Source organism: Terrabacter sp. R4-6, assembly GCF_057529065.1.
The window spans coordinates 2,111,308-2,128,753 of record NZ_CP197224.1 but is presented as its reverse complement, the minus strand read 5'-3'; the positions used below and the strand labels follow the sequence as shown (position 1 = coordinate 2,128,753).

The window sequence follows — 17,446 nt, the reverse complement described above, 5'->3', positions numbered from 1 at the left end:
ATCCTCCCCTTCGTACGCGCTCACCTCGCGGAGAACTCCGCGGTGGTCGTCGTGACGACGACCCGGTGGGTCACGGCGCGTAGATGTACTTCATGCCGGGACCGTCGGTCAGCGTGCGCGTGTTGTAGTTGTACGCACCGGCGAGGGCGTTCATCTCGATGATCGTCACCTCGTTGCCGTTGACCGCGGTCACCCAGGCGACGTGGCCGACGCTCGAGGAGCCGTGGACGCCGGGCTCCATGACGAGGATGGAGCGCGTGCGCGGCGTGCCGCTCACGGTGTAGCCCGCGTTGGCGGCGCCGGTGTCCCAGACCATCGCGTTGCCGGTCCAGCCGCCGGGGTAGTAGCCCTCGGACTGGTACCACTTGTTGAGGGCGCCCCACGTGCACTGGCCGTCGGTGGCCCAGTTGGACGAGGCGCGCATGCCGGAGGAGGCGCTCGGGACGGAGCCGTTGCTGCTCGACTTCGACGAGGAGGTGCTCGTCGTCAGCGTCTTGCGGGTCAGGTCGCGCGAGGCGCGCTGGGCAGCGGCCTTGCGCTCGGCGGCGGCCTTGGCGGCAGCGCGCTCGGTCTTGACCTTGACGTCCTCGATGACCTGCGGCTTGGCCGGCTTGGCCGTGCGCTGGGCGACGGCCTTCTGCACGGCCGGCGCGTAGCCGATCTTCGAGAGCGCGGTCGACGCGACCGGGGCGGCGGCCGTGGACGGGCCGACAGCGGCCGGGGCCGCGGCGTCGACGCCGGCAGCAGCCGCGACCTCACCCTGAGCGGGCGAGAGGGTGTCGGCGCTGGCCGGGTTGGCGAAGGTGGCGACGAGTCCACCGGTGGCGGCGACGACGGCGCCCGCCTTCATGGCCGGCTGGGCCGACTCGCGGGCGAGGAGCTTGAGCTCGTTGAGGGGGTTGTGGCGGCCTGGCGCACGATGGCGACCGCGGATGTTCTCAGTGTTCACGCGTGTTACCTCTCCGCGCCTACGAAGTTAGCTGTCGGGTTCGGGCGGAAAGGTGCCCGGGCCACCCCCGCTTCGTGACGAGGTCACGTGGCGGTTCGGTCTTCACCCCAAGGACGTCCGAAGTCGTTGCGCCGGACGCCCGGAGAAACGTGTGGTTCCTCCGCTCCCGTCACAAGGTTTGATCTCTCTCGTCAGGCGGTGACAGGACTAGGCGGTCCACCTCACGAGAGCCCGACCAGGTGGCCGGACTCCCGGAAGACTAGACGAGGCGACTGGCAAATGTCACGCCACGGTAACGACGACGCGCGGCGATCACCCTTGAATGTCCGGTGTGTCCGTCTATACCAACGCTTTACCTTCCGCTGGATGAGACGTGGATCACAGCGCAGGGCGGTGCCCGACAAGTCCCCCACGGGTACGCCGCGGGGTCCCTCGGTGAGGCCCCCCCCGGCGAACCTCGGGTCGGTGCTGGTGGAGCCGCGCGGCGGCTCAGGTGGTGCCCGACAGGTGGCCGAAGACGACGACGTTGTCGCGGTACTCGTTGCGGCTGTCGGTGGGACCGCCGCACGTCACGAGGCGGATCTCGGCCTTGGTGAAGTCGCCCTTGTAGACGAGCTCGGTCGGGAACTGTGACTTCTTGTAGGCCGCCACCGTGTCGACGGTGAAGGTCAGGTGCGAGCCGTCCCGACGCGAGACCTTGACGACGTCGCCGGCCTTGACCTTGCCGAGCTCGTAGAAGATGCCCGGCACCCCCGACGGGGTGTCGACGTGCGCGGCGAGGACCGACGGACCGAGCTGGCCCGGCGTGGGGCCGTCGTCGTAGATCCCGACCTCCTGGGCCGTGCCTGGCACGGAGATCGTCCCGTCGCGCTGGATGCGCAGCGGCACGAAGTGCGACGACCGCACCCCGATCGAGGGGATCTCGATCGACGTCGGCTCGGACGCCTCGAGGAACTCACCGATGCCGCTGCCCTTCGCGTCGCCGCCGGCCGTCCTGCCGGATGTCGGTGTCCCGCCCTGACCGGGGGACGCCGACGGACTCGACCTGGGACTCGACGTGGGACTCGACGTGGGACTGCCGGACGGGCGCGCCGGCGCTGGGGCCGAGGCGGCCCCGCCCGCCGCGGGAGGCGGCGGGCCGGGCGTCCCCGGGTTGCCCCGGAGGCCCATGACGAGCGCCACGATCCCGACGACGACCAGGATGGCCGTGACCGCCAGGGCCGCCGCCACACCCGCGCCGAAGCGACGGGTGGGGCGGTCAGCGCCGTGGAGCCGGGTGCGCTCGGTCATGGGGGTGGTCCCGTCGATCAGGCGCGCGACCGGGCGCGGCGGGCGGCGAAGGTGCCGGTTCCGGCTGCGGCGAGCAGGGCGCCGCCGCCCACGAGCATGAGGGCCTCGTTCTGGCCGCCGCTCTTGAGGCTGTCGGCGGCCAGGCCACCACCGGTGTGCATGCCGCCGGCCGGGGCGACGCGCAGCGCGCCACAGAGGGCCGGGTCGGTGGCCTCGGTCGGGAGCGACTTGTCGAGGTCGCTCTTCGTGTCGCCGGAGTACTTGCCGTCCTCGTTGTAGTCGACGCCGTGGATGACGACGACGGACTCGCCGGCCGAGATCGCCTTGGCGACGTCGCTGGAGACCTTGATGCTGCCGCGCTGGTAGGTCAGCTTGCCGCCGGGCGCGGTGTCGAAGCGGTCGATGGCGAGGCCCGACTTCGGGCTCGTGTCACCGGTCTTCGTCAGCGAGACGACGATGTCGCCGTAGGCCGGGCCGCCCTCGGTCGTGTTGAGGTGGCCGTCGCCGTTCTTGTCGTCGGACAGGATCGGGCACTCGTGGCGGGCCTCGGCGCCGAAGTGGATGTGCGCGGCGTGCGGGTTGTCGGGGAGCAGGCCGTTGGCGGCCATCGTCACGGTGATCTTGTTGCCGGTGACCTCGACCATGGCGGTGCCGCTGCCGTCGACACCGTTGCCGGCGACGGGCTTGAGGTTGGCGCTGACCCAGGCGTCCGCGGCGAAGGCCGGGCCGATGCTGAGGGCCATGGCGGCGGCTGCAGCGAGGCTGGCGCCGGCGATCCGAGTGGTGGTGGTGCGCATCTGTGTTCCTCCTTGACGAGGAGACAAACCGTCCATCCTTCTCTGCTTCGGACGGGGGGTCGTCGTCGACCGTCTCCGGGCGGGGGTTCGCCGCCGAGGGCCGGCTGGATTGGGGTTCCACCGAATTTTCTTCGGCCGGCTCGGCCCGTGGCGGGCCCGACGGGTCTTCACTGGAGGGGTCGGGCGCGCACCGCGCCCGCGCACAGGCCATGGAAGGACCCACCGTGCTTCAGGACTCCCACGCCTTCAGCGGCTTCTCCGTCGACGACATCCCCGCGGCCCGGGCGTTCTACGCCGACGCCCTCGGCCTGCGCGTCACCGAGGAGAACGGCATGCTGACGCTCCACCTCGCGGGCGAGGGTGGCGACCGCCCGACCCTCGTCTATCCGAAGCCGGACCACGAGCCGGCGTCGTTCACGATCCTCAACTTCCCCGTCGACGACATCGAGGCCGCGGTCGACGACCTCACGGCCAAGGGGATCGTCTTCGAGCGGTATGCCGGTACCCCGATGGAGACCGACCCCAAGGGGATCTTCCGCGGGGGCGGGCCGCTCATCGCGTGGTTCACCGACCCGGCCGGCAACGTGCTCTCCGTCATGGAGGCGCCCGGCCCCGGCTGATAGGTCCGAGGGCGCCTCAGGCGTCGTGGCCCTCGGTGACGGCGGCGCGGCGCTTGAGGCACAGCTCGGTGATCTCGGAGACGAGCTCGAGCGGGACCGGCCGGCTGATCGGGAAACGCACGGTGTCCTTGGCGCGCCGGTAGGGGCTGATCGCCTCCTCGAACTTCGCGTCGCCCGTCGGGACGGGGTAGAGGCCGACGTGGTTCTTCCAGCCGGCGTAGTAGATGAGCGGCTTGCCGTCGACGGTGAACGTCGCCATGCCGTAGCTGATCTTCTCGCCGGCGTGCGGGGCTACCTCGCGGATCGTGCGGCGGACCCCCGCAAGCTGAGTTCGCGTCTCCTCGGGGTAGGAGGCGATGTAGTCATCGACTGACGCAAATCTCGGGGCCAATCCTGGTCCTCACCTAGTTCCGGACCGGTCGTTGGAGGGGGTGCCTCGACTGTATTCGGCAAAGGGGACGACTGCAAAGTAAGCACGCATTTGGTGACCAAATGGTCACAAAACTACAAAACGTCGGCCGAGCGATGGTTTCCCAGCAAGACGTGCGGGAGACGGCGCGCGGACGTCTGGGGCTCACACTTCGGGGCCTCAGACGTCGACCCACGCCTCGCCGGCCAGGACCCGACCGACGACGCCCTCGGGCCGACGGCCGAGGAGGGTGGCGGCGGCGAAGTCGGCGGCCAGGCCGTCGAAGACCTCGTGGCGTCGCAGCATCGCGTGCTTGCCGCCCTCGACGGTGACGTAGCCGACCTCCGCGGTGCGGGCGAGGTCGCGGGCCACGGACGCCGAGCTCGTCGGTCGGGCGACGCGGTCGTCGTCGCCGTGGACGACGAGGATGCGGCGCCCGCTCAGGTCGAGGTGCCCTTCGGTGGGGTAGACCCACGGGTTGAGCGCGACGGCGCTGACGACGGGATCCTCACCGGCGGCGAGGAGCGCCGCGCGTCCGCCGAGCGAGTGGCCGACGAGGCAGACCGGAAGGTCGGGGCCGAAGCGGTCGGCGACCTGCCCCAGGGCCCAGCGCACGTCGTCGACCGGCGTGTGGTGGGCGTCCCAGCCGCGCGTCGAGTTGAGCAGGCGCAGCACGGCGAGCTCGCCCTTGGCGGCACGTGCGATGCGGCTCGCGATCGGCACCATCCGCAGCACCGACAGCTGGGTGGGGCTGACCCGCATCGGCTTGCGCCGGGCCGCGCCGCCGTGGAGCACGAGGACGATGCCGCGGGGCGCGCTCGGAGCCGCCGTGTCGATGAGCCGGGCGTGCGTCACGTCTCGCTCCTCTGTCGAAGCCGGGTATGCCGTCTGCTCGGGTTCGCGGGTCACGACCGGTCTTCGGAGCGCGAGCGTCAACGGCTTGGTGCCCTCACGGCATACCCGATCGGTGCGGCCGGGAGGCCGTCATCCAGCGCTGTCCAGGGTTGTCCGGGGTCGCTCAGGGTCGCTCAGGGTCGTTCAGGGGCGCAGGAGGACCTTGATGGCGCGGCGCTCGTCCATGGCGCGGTAGCCCTCGGCGACGTCGTCGAGGGGGAGCGTCAGGTCGAAGACCTTGCCGGGGTCGATGCGGCCGTCGAGGACGCGGTCCAGCAGGTCGGGCAGGTAGGTGCGCACGGGAGCCATGCCACCGGCGAGGCCGACGTTGCGGACGAACATCTGCCGGACGGGCAGCTCGACGCCGTGCGGGGCGCCGACGAAGCCGACGGTCGAGCCGGGGCGGCCGATGCGGAAGGCGGTCTTCATCGACTGGTCGGTGCCGACGCACTCGAGCACGGAGTCGGCGCCGATGCCGTCGGTCAGCTCGAGGACGGCCTCGACGCCGGCGTCGTCGCGCTCAGCGATGACGTGGGTCGCGCCGAACTCGCGGGCGAGGGCCTGACGCGGCTCGTGACGCGACATCGCGACGATGCGCTCGGCACCGAGCTCCTTGGCGGCGATGACGCCGCAGAGGCCGACGGCGCCGTCACCGATGACGACGGCCGTGCCCCCGGGCTGCACGCGGGAGGACACGGCAGCGTGCCAGCCGGTCGCCATGACGTCGGCGAGGGTGAGGAGCGAGGGGAGCATGGCGTCGTCGGGCATCCCGTCGGTCGCGACGAGGCTGCCGTCGGCCTGGTTGACGCGGACGAGCTCGGCCTGGCCGCTCTCGGTCCAGCCCTGGTGGTCGCACACCGAGGTCATGCCGGCGCGGCAGTGCGGGCACGTGTTGTCGCAGTGGACGAAGGGGATGACGACGAAGTCACCCTTCGTGATGTTGCGCACGTCGCCGCCGACCTCCTCGACGACGCCGACGGCCTCGTGGCCGATCGTCGAGCCGGGCGTGATCGGGTTGGCGCCGCGGTAGGGCCAGAGGTCCGAGCCGCAGATGCAGCCGGCCACGACACGGACGATGGCATCGGTCGGGGCCTCGATCGTCGGGTCGGGGACGTCGGTCAGGCGGATGTCACCGGGGGCATGGATCGTCGTCGCGCGCATGCGCCCATCCTTCTCCTGACGGCGGCCCGACCTCAAACCCTGTACACGAGTGACCACTCGAGTGGTCGTCTCGATGCTCGTCAGCCGCGGGAGCGGAGGCGCAGGTTGGGCAGGCCGGGAGCGGGGAGGGTGTGGTCCCAGGCGTCGGGGAAGGTGCCGTAGCGCGCGTCGGGCGCCGCGGCGGCATACGACCCCTCCTCGCGCGGGGAGCGCTCGCGCTGCCAGTCCTCGCGGAAGGCGACCACCTCGTCGTGGCTGCGGCCGATGAAGTTCCACCACATGACGATCTGCTCGCCGAAGGGTGCGCCTCCGAGGACGAGGAAGCGCGCGTGCCCGTCGGGGGCGGCCTCGACCGTGATGCGCCCGGCGCCCGTGGCGTGGAAGGCGATCTCGCCGGGCTTGGCGGTGGCGTCACCGACCGTGAGCAGGCCCGTGTCGCAGAGCAGCCCGTGCTCGTGGGTGGGGTCGACCTCGATGTCGAGCGAGGCGCCGGCGGCGAGCGTCACCTCGGCGCCGACGAGGTCGGAGAACATCGTCACCGGCGAGGTCTGGCCGAAGAGGGTGCCGAGGAAGACGAGGACCCGCGCGCCGTCGACCTCGGTCACCGGTGGGGCGTAGTGCTCGAAGCCCGGCTGCGTGTCGCGGTCGGCGTCGGGGAGCGCGACCCACAGCTGCGCGCCGTGGAGGACCGTCGTGTCGGGGGTGGAGTACTCCGAGTGGGCGATGCCCGAGCCCGCGGTCATGATGTTGAGCTCGCCGGGGCGGACGAACGCGTGCGCGCCGGTGGTGTCGCGGTGCTCGACCTCGCCGGTGAAGAGCCACGACACCGTCTGCAGGCCGGTGTGCGGGTGGCCGGGCACGACCATGCCGCCCGTCTGCGAGACGTCGTCGGGGCCGTAGTGGTCGACGAAGCACCACGCCCCGATGAGCGAGCGCTCGCGCTGCGGGAGGCTGCGGCGCACCGGCATCGCGCGCGGGCCGCCGAGCGGCACCTCCCGGTAGGGCAGGACGACGGCGGTCGAGGGGGTCGGGTCGTCGCCGCAGACGACCTCGGTGGGGTGGCGGTCCGGGTTGCTCACCCGTTCAGGCTAGGCCCGTGGGCAGGTCTGGTCGCAGGTCTCGTCGCAGGTCCGGTCGCAGGTGTGGTTGCTAGGTTGCCCCGCATGACCGACCCGGCTGCCAGCGCTCCCACCGCCGGGGCAGGCTCCGGATCCGACCGTGGCCGCTGGTCGGCGTGGCGGGTCGTGTGGTGGTTCGGCTTCGTCAGCGTCGCCGCCGACATGGTCTACGAGGGCGCGCGGTCGATGTACGGCCCGCTCCTCGCCTCGCTCGGCGCGACGGCGCTCGTCGTCGGGCTCGTCACCGGTGCCGGCGAAGCGATGGCGCTCGTGCTGCGCCTCGTCTTCGGGCCGCTCGCCGACCGGACCGGCCGCTACTGGGGGCTGACGATCGTCGGCTACGGCCTCACCGCCGTCTGCGTGCCGCTCCTCGCCGTGACGCCCTTCGTCGGCGGCGCCGGGCTCGCGCTCGCAGCCGTCCTCATCCTCCTCGAGCGCTCCGGCAAGGCGGTACGGAGCCCGTCGAAGTCCGCGCTGCTCGCGCACGTCGCGTCGGCGGTCGGCCGAGGGCGGGGCTTCGGCGTCCACAAGGCGCTCGACCAGGTCGGGGCGTTCGCCGGGCCACTCCTCGTCGCGGGCGTCGTCGCAGCGACCGGCGCGATCTGGCCGAGCATGGCGGTCCTCGCGATCCCCGGTGCGGCCGCGATGCTGCTCCTCGCCGTCATCCGCTACCGGGTGCCCGACCCATCGGTCTACGACGTCGAGACGGTGGGCAGCCCTGCAGCAGAGGCAGTTCCGGGTGGCGGCGGTTCCCTTCGCGGGCTGCGTGGGTGGTTCGCCGACGCCCTTGGTTCGGGACTGCCGCGCGAGTTCTTCGGCTACGCGCTCGCCGCCGGCCTCATGACCGGGGGCCTCGTGACGTTCGGGATCATCGGCTACCACCTCACCGTCGAGGGGCTCGTCCCCGTCGCCACCGTCCCGGTCGTGTATGCCGGCGCCATGGGCGTCGAGGCGCTCGCCGCCCTCGGGGTGGGGCTCGTCTACGACCGGCGCGGCGGCGCCGTGCTGTATGCCGTGCCGGTGCTCGTCGCGCTCGTCCCCCCGCTCGCGCTGTCGGGCTCCGTCGTCCTCTCCCTCGTCGGGGTCGCCGTCTGGGGCCTGGCCTACGGCGTGCAGGACTCGACGGTCAAGGCGCTCGTCGCGGAGGTCGTGGAGGCGCCTCGCCGCGCGACGGCATACGGGGTCTTCGCGGGGGTGCAGGGGGCGTTCGCGATCGTCGGTGGGCTCGTGGCCGGGTGGCTCTACGACCGGTCGCTGCCCGTGCTGGTCGGCGTCGTCGCGGTGAGCCAGCTCGTCGCGCTCCTCCTGCTCGCCCGCACCGTCCGCTCGCTCCACACCCGACCCGTGTGACGACGGGGCCACTCGAGCAAGGGGGAGGCCCCCTTTCACCATCGAGTGGCCCCGTCGTCACATGCCGTGACACCCCTCCACCGTCGAGTGGCCCCGTCGTCACGGGACGACGGGGCCACTCGACGGTGAACTGGGGCGCGGGGTGGGTCAGCTGACGGCGTCGAGGGCGTCGACGACACCCTCACCGAAGAAGCTGTTGTCCTCGACCGGGCCGACACACGTCGGGCCGGCGGTGGTCGTGCCGCACGCCTTGTCGTCGGCCTGTGCGCGCAGCCTGTCGATCATCTGCGCGGGCGTCCACGTCGGGTGGACCGACTTCATGAGGGCGAGCACGCCGGCCACGTGTGGGGACGCCATCGACGTGCCGCTCTTCGTGCCGTAGCCGTTGTTGGCGACGACCGTCGAGAGGATCGACGAGCCGGGGGCGGCGACGTCGATCTTGCCGAGGCCCCGGTTGCTGAACGACGACAGGCGGCTGTCCATCGTGCCGGTCGGGAAGCGCTGCATCGAGCTCACCGTCACGACGCCGTCGAGCTCGGTCGGGATGTCCTCGCACCCGCTGTTGAGCGTGCGGCTCACGAAGCCCGACGCGGGCTGGTCGTCCGGGCTCGTCGTGTCCTTGAACGACGACTTGTCCGACAGGTCACGAGCCGAGTTGCCGGCCGCGGCGGCGTGCACGACACCCCGGTCCGTCGACCACGTCACCGCGCGACGCACGGCCTCCTTGGCGGCGTACTGGTCGGGCTGGTCCTCGCAGTAGAACTCGAACGGGTCGACGTAGTAGCTGTTGTTCGTCACGTCCATGTGCTTGAGGCCCGCCCAGATGAAGCCGCACACGGCGTACTCCGGGTAGATGAAACCGGCGTCGTTGACGACCTTGACCGCGGCCATCCGGACGTTCGGGGCGACGCCGACGATGCCGACGCCGTTGCGGGCCGCGGCGATCGTGCCGGCCACGTGGGTGCCGTGGTCGCTCGTCGTCGGGTACCAGCCGGTCGCCGACAGGTCGGGCCGACCGGCGTCCGTGCAGTTGACCGAGTCGGCGACGTCGATGTTGGCGGCGAGGTCGGGGTGGTCGGGGTCGATGCCGCTGTCGAGGACGCCGACGAGGACGTCGCGGGAGCCGTCGGTGATCGCGTGGGCCTGGTCGGCCTTGATCATCCGCAGGTCCCACTGCTCGGTCTCGCGCGGGTCGGTGGCCTCGGCGGGCGTCGCGTCGGACTCGAGGTCACCGTTGACGGCCTTCTTCGCACCCTGCTTGTAGCCGGACGCGCCGCGGCCCCAGGACGCCCCCGCGACCTCGGGCGTGCCCTCGGAGACGGCGACGGTGCGGGTCGCGCCGACCGAGTCGACGGCGTTGCCACCCTTCGCGACGACGTCGGCGCGGAAGGTCGACACCTTCGAGTGCGCGATGACGACGCCGATCTGCGGCCACGACTGGACGACGACGCCGCCCGCGGCCCTGACCGCGGTCTCGACGAGACGCGTCTGGCCGGGGTTGGCGATGCGGGCGTTGACGACGTAGCTCATGAGCCGGCCGTCCGGGGTGCTGATGGTGACGGGCGTCGAGACGGGCTCGGCGGTGGTCGCGTCGGTCGAGGCGACGGCGACGCCACCGATCGCTGCGGTCGAGGCGAGGGCGAGCGACGCGACGGCGACGACGCCGCGTCTGGTCAGGCTGGGGTGTCGCATGTGGTGAGCTCCCGTGGTGTGAGGGACGGTGCCGGCGCCCGGATCGGGCGCGTCCCCACATCCTCGGACCGAACTCACGGGTGCGCGCGCTGAGATTGGCACGCGCGCGGCGGTGCCGGCTTCAGCTCGTCTCGGCAGGGCGGGTGAGCGGGGCGAGCGCGATGAGGAGCACGAGCGAGGCGAGCGGGACCAGGCCCCAGGGCAGGAGCATGACCGCGACGGAGACGGCCGCGAGCGCGAGCGAACCGACCGGCAGGTGCCCTTCGACGGCGAGGGCCACGAGCACCAGCGCCAGGGCGACAGCCGTGAGCACGCCGCCGCCCGACGACAGTGCCGCCGGGACGGCGTCGCCGAGCAGCCCCGTGACGTGACCGATCCAGACGCTGGCCGTCGCGCCGGCACCGAACGCCGCGAGCAGCGCCGTGGGCACCGCGAGCGGGAGGTGGCGCAGGCGGGCGCCGAGGCTGACCGTCAGCCACGCGAAGCCGGCGACCGACAGGACGAGGAGCACACCGGCGGCCACCGACAGGGCGCCCTGGTCGCGGGCGGCGGCGACCCCGCCGAGCCCCCCGAGACCGCGGAGCCCGTCGAGGGAGTCGAGTCCGTCGACCCAGTCGACGATGCCGTGGGTGAAGAGCAGGAGCGGCGCGACCAGCGCCAGCAGGGGCACCCGGTCCGTCGCCTCCCGGCCGCCCGCAAGGGGGGTCGTACGCGTGCGCACCCACTCGGGCGCCGGCGCAGCCGGCGCGGTGGCGGGCGTGGGAGGCGCGGTGCGCGTCGACGGGGGCGTGACGGCATACGCGGCCGGTGCGGTGTGGGCTCTCGGGGAGCCGGCGGCGCGGGCCGGTGAGAGCGTGCTCGTCGTCATGGCTCCAGCGTGGCCGTCGGCGATGACGGTGCCCATCGGGGTCGACCCCGACCCGCCCCCGAACGGCCCCTGAGAGAGCGGGGTGGACGCGTGGGGCATTTTGCCCATTTCGGAGACTTTGACCCTCTTTGGGTCGTACCGTGCGGATGTGGGGCCGAGGTCAGGGTCGGCCCCGTCAAGGCTCTGGTCAAAGGGGTAGACATGTCGGTGCGCTTCAACGCTCCTCCGGGATGGCCGGTTCCGTCGTCGTCGTGGGCTCCCGGTGACGAGTGGATGCCGGACCCCAGCTGGCCGACGCCGCCGCGCGGCTGGACCTTCTGGGTCGTCGAGCAGCGGGCGGCGGGTGACGTGCGGGAGGCCGGCACGCCGCGCTTCGGCACGCCGCCCCGCACGACCGCCGCCACCTACGGCACCGACCGTGGGAGCTGGCTCGCCGGTCTGCGCGCCCGCGCCTCGACCGACGCCCTGGAGGTGGCCACGTCGCCCGGTCGCGCCGTCGAGCCGGTCGCGACGCGCGCCGGTGCCGACAGTGCGTGGGAGCTCGACGGTCTCCTGACGTCTGCAGGCCGGCTGGACATCTGAGGTGGACCTCCTGCTCAGGGTCGCACCGGAGGTGCGGCTCAGCTCGTCGACGTCCGGACTGCGGGCGCTCCTCGACGAGACCGCGGGCACCCGCGTCGGCACCGGCGTCGGCGTGCGCACCGATGCCTCGGCCGTCTCCGACCGCGGCGGCAACGAGGCCCCGAGCCTCGCCGAGCTCGAGGGGCGGTCACGTCAGGCCCAGGAGTCCGGCGACCTCAACGCGTTGCGGTCGATCGAGGAGGCGCTCGTCGCGCTGCACCTCGAGAACCACCCGCCGCGCCGCCGGCCCGAGCCGCCCGAGGCCGCCGCGATCCCCGCCAAGGAGCGGAGCCTGCTCGAGCGCAAGGCCTTCCACGCCGCGCTGCCGCAGGTGTCGGTCTTCAAGCGCGCCGCCCGAGCCAAGGCCAAGGCGATCGCCGAGACCGAGGCGGACGGCTTCAGCCGCACCCTCGACCTCGCCCACGTCGTCATCGCCCAGCACCGCGCCGCCGCCCTCGACGACCAGTGGAACGACCTCGCCGGGCACGAGCGCTGCGCGGTCATCGCCGAGCTCGACGCCGACTTCGCCGCGGCCGAGTGCGGCTGCACGTGCGTCGACGCCGGCTGGGACGCCGAGACCTCGCGCGGCTACGTCACGATCGTGGCCCGCTACAGCTCGCTCGACATCGTCGCCGAGCGCGGACCCGGGGTCTCGTCGAGCGGCCGCCGGATGCTGCGCCGCCGCACCCGCTCCGAGCGCAACGCGCTCTACCTCGGTGGGCTCGCCTCGTTCGCGCTGGCCGCTGCCCGCCGGGCGATCAGCATCGCCGTCGCGGCCGACGACATCCACCTCGTCATCGTGCGACCGACCGAGGACGGCGACGGGCTCGAGCCCATCTACGTCGGCAGCCTGAGCCGCGAGGCCGTCACGCTGCGCCCGGCTCTCGCCGACCCGCTGCCGCTGCTGCTCGGTTCGGCGGCCCGGCCGATGCAGTTCGACGGGCCGGCGCACGACCTCGTGGCCGTGGCTCCCGACGCCGACGTCATGGACATCGTGCGCGTGTGCGTGGACGCGCTCGGCGACGAACAGCTCGACGACCTCCTGGAGACCGGCCACGCCTGACGCCGGCCTCGTCGTCCCGGCACCACGTCGAGGGGCGGCAGGTCGTGGCCTCTCGACGGGTGAGAGGCGCCACGTCGTGGCCTCTCGACGGGTGGGGTCAGGCGGGGAGGGTGCAGGCGGCCGACTGGCCCTTGGGGGCCACGGCCAGGTAGCCGGGCAGGGTTGCCAGCCCCTTCTGCCACAGCGCTCGCCACGCGGCCTCGGCCGCGGCCGGGGTCATCCCGCCGGCCTTGAAGTGCGACTGGTCCTTGAGGTGGGTCTCCCACGGGGCGACGGCCACGCGGGCCTGCGCCAGCACGCCGTCCACGGTCTTCATCGAGGCCGCGCAGCTGCGGACCGCCTCGGCCTGCGCACCCGTGGCCCCGGCGTCGACGGCACACGCGTCCTTCGAGGCGGCCAGGGCCTTGTCGGCGGCGCGGAAGGCGACGATGTTGTCGGCGGCCTTCTCCGTCGTCGCGGGCCATGCCGCCTTCGCCTGGGCCAGCGTCAGCTTCCCGGCCTGGAGGTCGTTCATGATTTTGAGGTGGCGGTCCCACTGGGAGAGCGAGCGATAGGCGTCGGCGCGCGCGGCTGACTGCAGACCCCACTTGGCGCGGCACGACGCGACGGCCTGGACCATCGGGTCGGGCTCCGGCGTCTCGGTCGCCGTCCCCGTCGCGGTCTCCGAGGGTGTGGGCGTCGAGGTGGGCGTCGAGGTGGCGGATGTCGTCGGGTCCGGTGTCGTCGTCAGCGGTGCCGCGACGCCCGGGATCGCGCTCGGGGAGCCGCTCGGCTCGGCCGAGGTGAACAGTCCTTTCCCGAACCACACGGCCGCGCCCAGCACGGCGACGGCGACCACCCCGATGAGGACGGGCAGGATCCCCCGTCGACCCCGCTCCTGCTCCTTCATCTGCCGTCGTGTCTGCGGCTGCTGCCCCATCCCATCCCCCACTCGCCAGCCGGTCGCGCGGATGCCCCGGCCCCCACCGGCACTTGCGACCTCGGTTGCACGATAACCCGCTACCCGTGCGTACCTGACCCGAAACCCCTTGTCATCTGGTCGAATAGGGCGGAATGGTCGTTGTCCGGCGTCACCGGAGGCCTGCCCGACTGGTGGCCACGGGGTGATGCTGCATCCCTGATCAGCGCTATCCTCCGAGCGAATCCTGTTGTGTCATGGGTCATCCGGTGCTTCTCGGGGGAGTGGAGCGGGGGTGGTGGTCGTGACCGAGCTTCCGCCCGGCAAGGGTCCGGATGCACCCGGTCAGAGTGACCAGAGTTCGAAACGTCACTACGACAGTGGATTTCGGGCATATGCCGTCGAACGGGCCAAAGCGCCCGACGCGCGGCTCTCCGTCGTGTCGGCAGAGCTCGGCGTCAGCGCCAGCAGCCTCCGACGATGGGTCAAGGCGCACGACAGCGCGTCGGCCCTCGCCGCGGACGCGCCGCAGGTGCCGGACCCCGCGCCGGCGCTGGCGCAAGCCCGGGCTCCAGCCGTCTCGACCCCCGTGCCGGTCGAGGCCGGGTGGTCCGGGCCCGCTCGACACGAGGACTCGCACGTCATCGCTATGATCGACGCGATCCTCGAGATGTTCCCCGGCCCGGGCGCGCTGCCCGCGGACCACGAGCTCGACGTCGCGGGCCCAGGCGAGCAGCGTGCTGCCGCGGCTCCGGGCGACCGCATCCCGCTGCACCCGGGCGACGACATCTTCCCGGCGCTGTCCAAGCTGCTGCCCGTCTACCGCTTCCCGATCATCCTGGCCGCCCTGCTCGGCGCGATCGTCGTGTCGAGGTTCGTGCCCACCGACTACGCCCTGCGGCCCACGGTCGTGGCCCTCCACGTGCTGGCGCTCGTCGTCTCCTTCGGCGCCGTCCTCGTCATCGACTGGCACGGACTGCTCTGGCTCGCCGGGCGTCGCCGCCTCACCGAGTCGACCCGGCTCGCGGCCGGCGCGGGCCCGCTCATCTGGGGCGGCCTGGCGGGGCTCATCGCGTCCGGGGCGCTGCTCCACCCCGACCTCGGCTCGCCGCTGACGGTCACCAAGCTCGTCCTCGTGCTCGCCGTCGCCTGGAACGGCGCCGCCATGTCCGCCCTCCGTCGGCGCATGGCGCAGCTGCCGGCATACGTCACGCCCGGCAACCTGCCCCGCCGCGACTGGCGCCTCATGATGGCGGCCACCGTCGTGTCCCAGATCGGGTGGTGGGGCGCCATCCTCATCGGCTTCGTCAACTCGTCGACATGAACGGGCACTCCAGCAGGCAGGGGAAGACATGAGATCGAGCGGGCGGACATGAGCAGCCCGGTGCGACCGGACGCGTCGCGAGCCGCGTCGAGGGCTGCCGCGGACGACCTCCGGCCGGTGCCGCGGCAGCCTGCCGTGCGGCGCTCCGTGCCCCCGGGCCTCGCACCGGTGGTGGCCGTGGTCGCCGGTCTGGTCGCGTGCGTCGTGGCGGCGAGCTCGACGGGGGCCACGGACCCGCTCGTCTTCGTCGAGGACGCGGGTCCTCTCGTCCGGTGGTCGGTGCCGCTCGTCCGGGTCGTGCACGACGTCGCGGCGGCCGTCACGGTCGCCTCCCTCGGGTTCGCCGCCTCGCTCGTGCCCGCGCCCGCCCGGTCGGGGCCGAGGATCCGGGCCGTCGCGCCGCCCGCACCCATGCGCCTCGCCGTCGGTGCCGGCTTCGTCTGGGTCGTCACCGCGCTGGCCGGGGTGGTGCTCACCTTCGCGGACGCCGCCGGTCTGCCGCTGTCGAGCCCGGCCCTGGTGCAGCAGCTCGGAGCGCTGGTGTGGCAGATCGACGCGACGAGGATCGGGCTCATCAGTGGCGCGTGCGCCTTCGTCGTCGCGACCGGGGCGGCGGTGGCGCGCAGCCGGGTCGCGGCCGCCTGGCTCGGAGCCCTCGCCGCGGTCGGCATCCTGGTGCTCGGACTCGCGAGCCACACGGGCGCCTCCGACGACCACGAGACGTCGGTCAACGCCATGGGCCTGCACCTGCTCGGGGCGACGACCTGGGTCGGTGGGCTCGTGGTGCTCGTCATGCTTCACCGCTGGCTCGGGGAGGCGCTGGGGGTGACGGCCCGGCGCTACTCGACGCTGGCGCTCGCCGCCTTCGTCGCCGTCGGGCTCTCCGGGGTGCTCGCGGCGACGACGCGCCTCGCTGCGTGGTCCGACCTCGGCACGCCCTACGGACTGCTCCTCGTCGTGAAGTCCGTCGCCTTCGTCGCGCTGGGCGTGGCCGGCTGGTGGCACCGCCGGACGACGCTCGCCGACCTCGACGCAGGGGTCGGGCACCGGGTGTTCCTGCGGCTCGCACTCGGGGAGGTGGCGGTCATGGGTGCGACCTTCGGCGTCGCCGCGGCGCTCTCGCGCAGCGCGCCGCCGGTGCCCGAGGAGCTGCCCGACCCGACGCCCGCGCTCGCCGTGACCGGCTTCCCGGCGCCGCCCGACCCCGCCGCCGTGGCGTGGTGGGCGGCCTGGCGCACCGACTGGCTCTGGCTCGCGGTGGCCGTCGTCGCCCTGGGGTTGTATGCCGCCGGGGTCGTCGCCGCGCGCGTCACCTCCGCGCGTGCTCTGGTCGAGTCGCACAGCGACGACAGTCGCGCGGGAGTGCGCGACGACAGTCGCGCGGAAGTGCGGGACGACAGTCGAGAGAGAGCGCGGGCCGACAGCCGCGCGGGAGCGCGGGACAGTCGCGCGGGGCGTCGTCGCGCGCAGGCCGTGCTGGGGTGGTCGCGCTGGCGCACCGCCGCGTGGGTGCTCGGGTGCCTCCTGCTCGTGTGGACGACGAGTGGCCCGCTCGGGACCTACGGCCGCGTCTCGTTCTCGTGGCACACGGCGCTCCTGCTCACGCTCGCGCTCGTCGTCCCGCTGCCGCTCGTGGCCGGGTCACCGCTGACGCTCGCCGAGCGGGCGCTCTCGCCGCGCGACGACGGCACCCTCGGGCCGCGCGAGGTCGTCGTCGGCGTGGGGCGGTCCCGTGCCGTCACGGTGCTGACGCGTCCGGTCGTGGCGACGGTCGTGCTCGTCGCCGGCCTCGTCGTGCTGCACACGGCCCGCCCGCTCGAGCTGGTGCTCACCACCCATCCGGGACACCTCGTGATGGTGGGGTCGGCGCTCACCGTCGGGGTCCTCTGGGCAGCGGCGATGACGGCAGGCACGGTGCGGACGCCGGACACGGAGAGGACGGCAGGCACGGTCCCGCCCGACCGGCAGCCGGACGCCCGGGGTGGCAGCCCGTCACGCACGGTCCTCGGGTGCCTCGGCGCGCTCGTGCTGGGCGCGTTCGCCGCGGCGGCCTGGCTGGCCCGAAGCCCGTCCGTCCTCGCCGCCGAGCAGCTCGGCGGGCTCGAGCTGCCGTGGCTGCGTGACCTTGCCGCCGACCAGATGCGTGCCGGTGCCGTCGTGCTCTTCGTCGTCGTGCCGGTGTGCGTCCTCCTTGCCGTCGTCGCCATGTCGAGGTCGCAGTCGAGGTCGCAGTCGAGGTCGCAGTCGAGGTCGCAGCCGAGGTCGCAGCCGAGGTCGCAGCCGAGGTCGCAGCGGAGGCCGGACGGGAGGGGGCGCTGAGAGCGGGTGGGGGCGGACGGCATACGCCCTCGTCGCGAGCCGACCACGGCAGGGACTCCGGCGCTACGCTGCG

The 17,446-nt window shown here is 73.0% G+C and carries 16 protein-coding genes and 1 riboswitch; of the genes, 6 read left to right on the top strand and 10 right to left on the bottom strand.

Annotated features, from left to right (window positions below; all coding sequences use genetic code 11):
• Window positions 1–70: 70 nt before the first annotated feature.
• From ACSSS0_RS10000 to ACSSS0_RS09990, 3 genes are all read right to left on the bottom strand, one after another.
• Window positions 71–949, bottom strand: coding sequence for a CHAP domain-containing protein (locus tag ACSSS0_RS10000; protein WP_435984140.1), 879 nt, complete (start codon window positions 947–949; stop codon window positions 71–73).
• Window positions 950–953: 4 nt separating this feature from the next.
• Window positions 954–1,143, bottom strand: a riboswitch (cyclic di-AMP (ydaO/yuaA leader).
• Between the two features lie 295 nt (window positions 1,144–1,438).
• Window positions 1,439–2,239, bottom strand: coding sequence for a sortase domain-containing protein (locus tag ACSSS0_RS09995; protein WP_487231023.1), 801 nt, complete (start codon window positions 2,237–2,239; stop codon window positions 1,439–1,441).
• Window positions 2,240–2,256: 17 nt separating this feature from the next.
• Window positions 2,257–3,036 carry a hypothetical protein gene (locus ACSSS0_RS09990; protein WP_487231022.1) on the bottom strand — a complete coding sequence of 260 codons (780 nt, stop codon included), beginning with the start codon at window positions 3,034–3,036 and terminating at the stop codon, window positions 2,257–2,259.
• Between the two features lie 224 nt (window positions 3,037–3,260).
• Between ACSSS0_RS09990 and ACSSS0_RS09985 the strand changes: the two genes are divergently transcribed.
• Entirely contained in the window at window positions 3,261–3,656 is a 396-nt protein-coding gene (locus ACSSS0_RS09985) for a VOC family protein (protein WP_487231021.1), read from the top strand.
• 16 nt (window positions 3,657–3,672) lie between these two features.
• On the opposite strand, the gene ACSSS0_RS09980 is transcribed toward ACSSS0_RS09985, so the two are convergent.
• From ACSSS0_RS09980 to ACSSS0_RS09965, 4 genes are all read right to left on the bottom strand, one after another.
• Window positions 3,673–4,047, bottom strand: a complete 375-nt coding sequence (locus tag ACSSS0_RS09980; RefSeq protein ID WP_435984144.1) for an iron chaperone — start codon at window positions 4,045–4,047, stop codon at window positions 3,673–3,675.
• 198 nt (window positions 4,048–4,245) lie between these two features.
• On the bottom strand, window positions 4,246–4,920 hold the full coding sequence (locus ACSSS0_RS09975; protein ID WP_487231020.1) for an alpha/beta hydrolase: 675 nt from the start codon (window positions 4,918–4,920) through the stop codon (window positions 4,246–4,248).
• 183 nt (window positions 4,921–5,103) lie between these two features.
• Window positions 5,104–6,120 carry a zinc-dependent alcohol dehydrogenase family protein gene (locus ACSSS0_RS09970; protein ID WP_487231019.1) on the bottom strand — a complete coding sequence of 339 codons (1,017 nt, stop codon included), beginning with the start codon at window positions 6,118–6,120 and terminating at the stop codon, window positions 5,104–5,106.
• Window positions 6,121–6,200: 80 nt separating this feature from the next.
• A complete protein-coding gene (locus tag ACSSS0_RS09965) occupies window positions 6,201–7,199 on the bottom strand; it encodes a pirin family protein (RefSeq protein WP_487231018.1) in 999 nt (332 codons plus the stop codon).
• An 84-nt stretch (window positions 7,200–7,283) separates the two neighbouring features.
• Between ACSSS0_RS09965 and ACSSS0_RS09960 the strand changes: the two genes are divergently transcribed.
• On the top strand, window positions 7,284–8,588 hold the full coding sequence (locus tag ACSSS0_RS09960) for an MFS transporter (protein WP_487231017.1): 1,305 nt from the start codon (window positions 7,284–7,286) through the stop codon (window positions 8,586–8,588).
• A gap of 147 nt (window positions 8,589–8,735) precedes the next feature.
• On the opposite strand, the gene ACSSS0_RS09955 is transcribed toward ACSSS0_RS09960, so the two are convergent.
• Together ACSSS0_RS09955 and ACSSS0_RS09950 are read right to left on the bottom strand one after the other, a co-directional pair.
• The gene (locus ACSSS0_RS09955) at window positions 8,736–10,280 is read right to left on the bottom strand and encodes a S8 family peptidase (RefSeq protein ID WP_487231016.1); all 1,545 of its coding nucleotides are present in this window, start codon (window positions 10,278–10,280) and stop codon (window positions 8,736–8,738) included.
• Between the two features lie 121 nt (window positions 10,281–10,401).
• Window positions 10,402–11,148, bottom strand: coding sequence for a hypothetical protein (locus ACSSS0_RS09950; protein WP_487231015.1), 747 nt, complete (start codon window positions 11,146–11,148; stop codon window positions 10,402–10,404).
• A gap of 201 nt (window positions 11,149–11,349) precedes the next feature.
• Here ACSSS0_RS09950 and ACSSS0_RS09945 point away from each other — a divergent pair, with 201 nt between their 5' ends.
• Window positions 11,350–11,730: a hypothetical protein gene (locus ACSSS0_RS09945; protein ID WP_435984151.1), complete on the top strand. Its 381-nt coding sequence runs from the start codon at window positions 11,350–11,352 to the stop codon at window positions 11,728–11,730.
• Between the two features lies 1 nt (window position 11,731).
• Window positions 11,732–12,832: a hypothetical protein gene (locus ACSSS0_RS09940; protein ID WP_487231014.1), complete on the top strand. Its 1,101-nt coding sequence runs from the start codon at window positions 11,732–11,734 to the stop codon at window positions 12,830–12,832.
• A gap of 97 nt (window positions 12,833–12,929) precedes the next feature.
• On the opposite strand, the gene ACSSS0_RS09935 is transcribed toward ACSSS0_RS09940, so the two are convergent.
• A complete protein-coding gene (locus ACSSS0_RS09935) occupies window positions 12,930–13,721 on the bottom strand; it encodes a hypothetical protein (RefSeq protein ID WP_487231013.1) in 792 nt (263 codons plus the stop codon).
• 304 nt (window positions 13,722–14,025) lie between these two features.
• Between ACSSS0_RS09935 and ACSSS0_RS09930 the strand changes: the two genes are divergently transcribed.
• Window positions 14,026–15,054 carry a transposase gene (locus ACSSS0_RS09930; protein WP_487231012.1) on the top strand — a complete coding sequence of 343 codons (1,029 nt, stop codon included), beginning with the start codon at window positions 14,026–14,028 and terminating at the stop codon, window positions 15,052–15,054.
• A 48-nt stretch (window positions 15,055–15,102) separates the two neighbouring features.
• A complete protein-coding gene (locus ACSSS0_RS09925; RefSeq protein WP_487231011.1) occupies window positions 15,103–17,373 on the top strand; it encodes a bifunctional copper resistance protein CopD/cytochrome c oxidase assembly protein in 2,271 nt (756 codons plus the stop codon).
• The last annotated feature ends 73 nt before the right edge of the window (window positions 17,374–17,446 follow it).

Coding starts and splice junctions, on each gene's coding strand:
- ACSSS0_RS09995 (WP_487231023.1), bottom strand. CDS start 2,239: ATGACCGAGCGCACCCGGCTCCACGGCGCTGACCGCCCCACCCGTCGC.
- ACSSS0_RS09990 (WP_487231022.1), bottom strand. CDS start 3,036: ATGCGCACCACCACCACTCGGATCGCCGGCGCCAGCCTCGCTGCAGCC.
- ACSSS0_RS09970 (WP_487231019.1), bottom strand. CDS start 6,120: ATGCGCGCGACGACGATCCATGCCCCCGGTGACATCCGCCTGACCGAC.
- ACSSS0_RS09960 (WP_487231017.1), top strand. CDS start 7,284: ATGACCGACCCGGCTGCCAGCGCTCCCACCGCCGGGGCAGGCTCCGGA.
- ACSSS0_RS09955 (WP_487231016.1), bottom strand. CDS start 10,280: ATGCGACACCCCAGCCTGACCAGACGCGGCGTCGTCGCCGTCGCGTCG.
- ACSSS0_RS09950 (WP_487231015.1), bottom strand. CDS start 11,148: ATGACGACGAGCACGCTCTCACCGGCCCGCGCCGCCGGCTCCCCGAGA.
- ACSSS0_RS09945 (WP_435984151.1), top strand. CDS start 11,350: ATGTCGGTGCGCTTCAACGCTCCTCCGGGATGGCCGGTTCCGTCGTCG.
- ACSSS0_RS09935 (WP_487231013.1), bottom strand. CDS start 13,721: ATGAAGGAGCAGGAGCGGGGTCGACGGGGGATCCTGCCCGTCCTCATC.
- ACSSS0_RS09925 (WP_487231011.1), top strand. CDS start 15,103: ATGAGCAGCCCGGTGCGACCGGACGCGTCGCGAGCCGCGTCGAGGGCT.